The organism is Desulfobacter sp. (assembly GCF_050177295.1).
Genome location: NZ_JBFXHE010000352.1, coordinates 1 through 4,661 on the forward strand (window position 1 = coordinate 1; position 4,661 = coordinate 4,661).

Here is a 4,661-nt window from a genome sequence, read left to right on the forward strand (position 1 = left end):
TTCTTTGAGTCCTTTTTCCTATATTTTAACCAATATCAATGTCATCCTTTTGAATTTAAAGATCATCCTCATTTTTGACCCTTTCTGGTTGAACAAGTACCTTTTTAGGAGTATAGAAGAATTTCAAGATTATTCAACAGCATGGCGTTGGGAATGTAACAACAAAGGGCCTAATACAGAAAGTTCTTTGATCAAAAGAATGGCTATAGCCGCATAAACCCTACTATAAATACCCACTGAAAATCAGATGATTACATATTCGGAAACTATGGAAAATGACAGAAAACGCAATATATGTAAAACATGCGACCAAACACTTCGGAGATTTCAAAGCGGTTGATAATCTTTCCTTTGAAGTAAACAAAGCTACCTGTTTCGGATTATTGGGTCCCAATGGAGCAGGTAAAACCACAATGATGAAGATGCTCACCGGACGGGTCAGGTCAGATTCGGATAATGGCCGAATAATCAATGTCTTGGGCTATGATCCGGCCAAAAATGAACTCGAAATCCGCTATCTTGCCGGAATTGTGCCCCAGGAAAACAATCTCGATGTTGAGCTTTCAGTTTCCCAAAATTTGTATATTTACAGTAAATTTTATGGCCTGCCCCACAATGTCGCCAGCCGGCGTATCAGCGAGCTGCTTGAATTTATGGAACTCACCGAAAAAAAAGAGGCTCGTATTAGAGAATTATCCGGCGGTATGCAAAGGCGTCTGGTCATTGCCAGAGCCTTGATCAACTCCCCTCACCTCCTTATTTTGGACGAGCCCACCACCGGTTTAGATCCCCAGGTACGGCAAGCCATTTGGGACAAAATGAGGATGCTCAAAAAAACCGGTGTGACCATTGTCCTGACCACCCATTACATGGATGAAGCAGCCCAACTTTGCGATGACCTGATCATTATGCACAAGGGCGAAAAAATTCTTCAGGGGCATCCCCGCGCTCTAATCTCGAAAAATTTGGAAACATACGTGCTGGAAATTCTGAATACCGATGTTTTTTCGACGATTGAAGCAAAAGGGTTTCGGACCGAAGAAACTGCCGGTCGGCTTATGCTGTATGGTGATAGGTTATCTTCACTGGAAACAGTGACCGAGCCACTCAACGCGGGAGATTTTTTTCTAAGACCGATCAATTTGGAAGATTTGTTTTTAAAAGTAACCGGGAGAAACTTGCATGACTGAAACCGTCCTACCTCAACGAATTGTCACAACACCGCCACCTCTGGCTTATCGCTTGTACAGCGTCTGGTACAGGCATATCCGTGTATATTGCAAACATCTGATTTCCAACGGATTTCCTCCCTTTGTGGAACCTTTATTTTTTTTGGCCGGAGTCGGTTTAGGGCTTGGGCACTATGTCGGTTTGATTGATGGTACACCTTATCTGCTCTTTCTGGCCTCGGGTATGATTGCTCCCTCCTCTATGTTTACAGCCGCTTTTGAGTGTACTTTCGGCACTTTTATCCGACTTGAATTTGATAAGGCCTATGATGGTATGGTTTCGGCTTCCATTACAGTGACGGATTTGTTTGTTGGTGAAATGCTTTTTGTCGGCACTAAAGGATTTTTCTTTACCTTGGCGGTGATGAGTGTTTTTACGGTTTTTGGTCTTGTGCCTTCATATTTTGCTATTCTTACACCGCTTGTGGGATTTTTTGCAGGAATGATGTTTGGCGCGCTCTCTTTATTTGTCACTTCTTTTGTGAAGACCATCAATCACTTTAATTTCTTTTTAACCGGTTGTCTGACTCCCATGTTTTTCTTTTCGGGAATTGTATTCCCTATCACCAATCTTCCGGAATGGATTCAATGGGTATCCGAAGTATTCCCGCTCACTCATTCCGCCCGTTTGATCCGGGCTTGTTGTTTTGGGCAGTTCAGCAGCCTGTTATTCTTTGATATACTTTTTATGGTAGCCTTTACGATCGTCTTTGGTTATTTAGCTGTTTCACGGCTGGAAAAGCGGCTCATTCAATAGAACGAAGTGGACTTTTACAGTTTAAAAAGCAAGGATTATACTTTATTAAATTCCGAATATATTGATAAAACAAATGAGTGAATTTAAGTATAAACAAAAAAATTGTGAAGAAAATGATAGATAAGCTTTTACCCCTGGATCTGACCCCTGCAACAGAAATCAGCCGGCGGATACAAACCCTGAAAGAGAAGATGGCCCAGGCCGGCGTAGACGGGGTATTTCTGACCCACAGACCGGATTATTACTACTTCAGCGGCTCAGCACAGGATGCCTGGCTATATGTGACCCTGGAACATGAGCCCCTTTTATTCGTAAAAAAATACCTTCCCAGGGCGGTTGCCGAAAGTCCGTTGACCCAGATTGTACCGGTTTATTCAATCACGGAAATTCCCCAGATTATCAAGGACAGCCACGGTGGTTTTGCAAAAACCATGGGCATCGCCTTTGACCTTGTCCCGGTCAGGGATTTCAGGTTTTATCAGTCGCTGTTTTTTGGCTGTACCTGGCAGGATGCCTCCCCCCTGATCATCTCCTGCCGGGCAATAAAGTCAGAATATGAAATCGGCATCATGCAGGATGTGGCAAAAATATCCAGCCGGGTATTTGACTTTATAGCCGAAAACCTTGAACCCGGCATCCGGGAAACAGATCTGGCCGGCCGCATTGAGGCCTTTGCCAGGACCCAGGGGCACTCGGGCCGCATGCAGGTACGCCATTACAGATCCGTCGGGTTTACCTTCCACATCATGGGCGGTGCAAGCGGGGGGCAGTCCGGCGCACTGGATTCTCCGGTATGCGGCACCGGCATGTACACCGCTTTTCCCTTTGGTGCCGGCACCCGGGTGATTGAAAAAAATGACCCCATACTCATTGATTTCGGCACCATGGCATTTGGCTATCACATGGATGAATCCCGGATGTTTGTGGCCGGAAAAATGGACCGCCAGGCCGATGCCGCAAGCCAGGCAGCCATTGACATTCTTTTCCATGTCAAAGAAGCCATGAAACCCGGCGTTGCCATGAAGACCCTCTTTCAGATCGCCGTGACCATGGCAGACAAGCTTGGATATGGGGAACAATTCCTGGGATTTCCCGGATTAAAATCCAAATTTATAGGACATGGCCTTGGTCTCGAACTGGTGGAAGACCCCATTATTTCAAAGGGTCGAAGCACACTGCTTGAACCGGGAATGGTGTTTGCCGTGGAGCCGAAATTTATTTTTAAGGACCGGTTCGCCGCAGGCATAGAGAGCGTGATCCAGATAACGGAAACCGGCAGCCGTTTTCTGAGCACAATACCCAACAAGATATTTATGGTTTAAAAACCGCGAAAATGATTATACTCAACACCCTGTTCCCCCTGCTGGCCATGATGGCATTGGGCTATGGGCTCAAGCACCGGGGCATGACGTCGGATGAATTTTTACACACCCTTGATAAACTGGTATACTATATCTTTTTCCCGGTCATGCTTTTCTGGAAAACAGCCAAGTCCACGGGCACAGACGCATCCGAAGCCGGCCTTATTCTGGCCGGGCTGGCTGCCGTCTTTCTGGTTTCCCTGTTCTCTTATGTTTACATACGCACAACCAAAATGCCGGACAAGGCGGCTGGATCTTTTTTCCAGGCTTCATTCCGGTTCAACACCTATATCGGCATGGCCACCGTACTTACCGTCCTCGGAGAAGAGGGCGTAAGACTCTTCAGTATCCTTGTCGGATGCCTGATTCCTGTCATCAATGTCCTTTCGGTTGCCGTACTGATCTGGCATTCAGGCCGCACCCCGTCTCCGGGCCAACGCCTGGGGATTTTATTACGGGCGCTGGTCTCCAATCCGCTGATCATTGGGTGTGCCGCGGGCTTGCTCTTATCCGGTACCGGATATCGTTTACCCGGATTTATCAATAACTTTCTTGCCCTGGTGGCCTCCATGACGCTGCCCCTTGCCCTGATCTCCATGGGCGGCACCCTCGGTTTTGCAGGCATTTCCCGGCATTGGCCCAATGCCCTGGCCGCTGCCGGCATCAAACTGTTTATCCTGCCGGTCACAGGCTATATTATGCTTACGTTGTTTTCCGTGTCTGGCACAGCATTCAAAACAGGCATGATTTATTTCAGCCTGCCCACCTCCACGGCTATTTACGTATTGTCCGCTCAACTAAATTCAGATGTGGAACTGGCATCCACAGCTGTGATGATGTCGACGGTACTCTCCTTTATTTCACTGTCTGTGGCGCTAATTTTATAGAAATTGAAAAAAAAAATGTAAAAACAGCTTTGCCGGGAACAGCAAAGCAAGGTATTCAGGGCTGTTCTTGATTTAATGCTGATTTGCAATTTAAAATTTTTAAGGTCGTAGTTTTAAAAAAGTCGGCAACCTCCTTAATAAGCTCTGGATCGTCCAGTGAATTTTTCACAATACCGAAGCCCTCTGACAAGGCAAAAATTTTGGCGGAAGCTCTTTTTTTATTTTCTACACTGGCTAGCCCGGTCTCTTCCCAGCCCGCGATCTCTTCAATCCCGAATTCAATGAATTTAAGCATCATGGCCCGGATTCTTTCCCTGATGTTCTCATCCCGGAATCCCATGGCATAGCAGGACCAGAACACAGCATCCCGCTGGGGCCAGGTGCCGCTGGCGTCAAAAAGAATTCCCAGAAGGGTCTCCATGCGTTC

Annotated in this window: 5 protein-coding genes and 1 pseudogene; 5 read left to right on the top strand and 1 reads right to left on the bottom strand. The window is 46.6% G+C overall.

Annotated elements, in window-relative coordinates; genetic code table 11:
• From AB7U36_RS18745 to AB7U36_RS18765, 5 genes are all read left to right on the top strand, one after another.
• Positions 1-217: hypothetical protein (locus AB7U36_RS18745; RefSeq protein ID WP_428161179.1), on the top strand; the 217-nt coding region annotated here is incomplete at its 5' end.
• A 58-nt stretch (positions 218-275) separates the two neighbouring features.
• Positions 276-1,190: an ABC transporter ATP-binding protein gene (locus tag AB7U36_RS18750; protein ID WP_428161180.1), complete on the top strand. Its 915-nt coding sequence runs from the start codon at positions 276-278 to the stop codon at positions 1,188-1,190.
• Positions 1,183-1,986, top strand: a complete 804-nt coding sequence (locus AB7U36_RS18755; protein ID WP_428161181.1) for an ABC transporter permease — start codon at positions 1,183-1,185, stop codon at positions 1,984-1,986. Before AB7U36_RS18750 ends, AB7U36_RS18755 begins: the two co-directional genes overlap by 8 nt.
• Positions 1,987-2,099: 113 nt before the next feature.
• Complete coding sequence (locus AB7U36_RS18760; protein WP_287036978.1) at positions 2,100-3,308, top strand: M24 family metallopeptidase; 1,209 nt, start codon at positions 2,100-2,102, stop codon at positions 3,306-3,308.
• A gap of 11 nt (positions 3,309-3,319) precedes the next feature.
• Entirely contained in the window at positions 3,320-4,234 is a 915-nt protein-coding gene (locus tag AB7U36_RS18765) for an AEC family transporter (protein WP_428161182.1), read from the top strand.
• A 55-nt stretch (positions 4,235-4,289) separates the two neighbouring features.
• Here the strand turns inward: AB7U36_RS18765 and AB7U36_RS18770 are convergent.
• Positions 4,290-4,661 (bottom strand): annotated as a pseudogene (locus tag AB7U36_RS18770) (TetR/AcrR family transcriptional regulator); the annotation flags it as partial.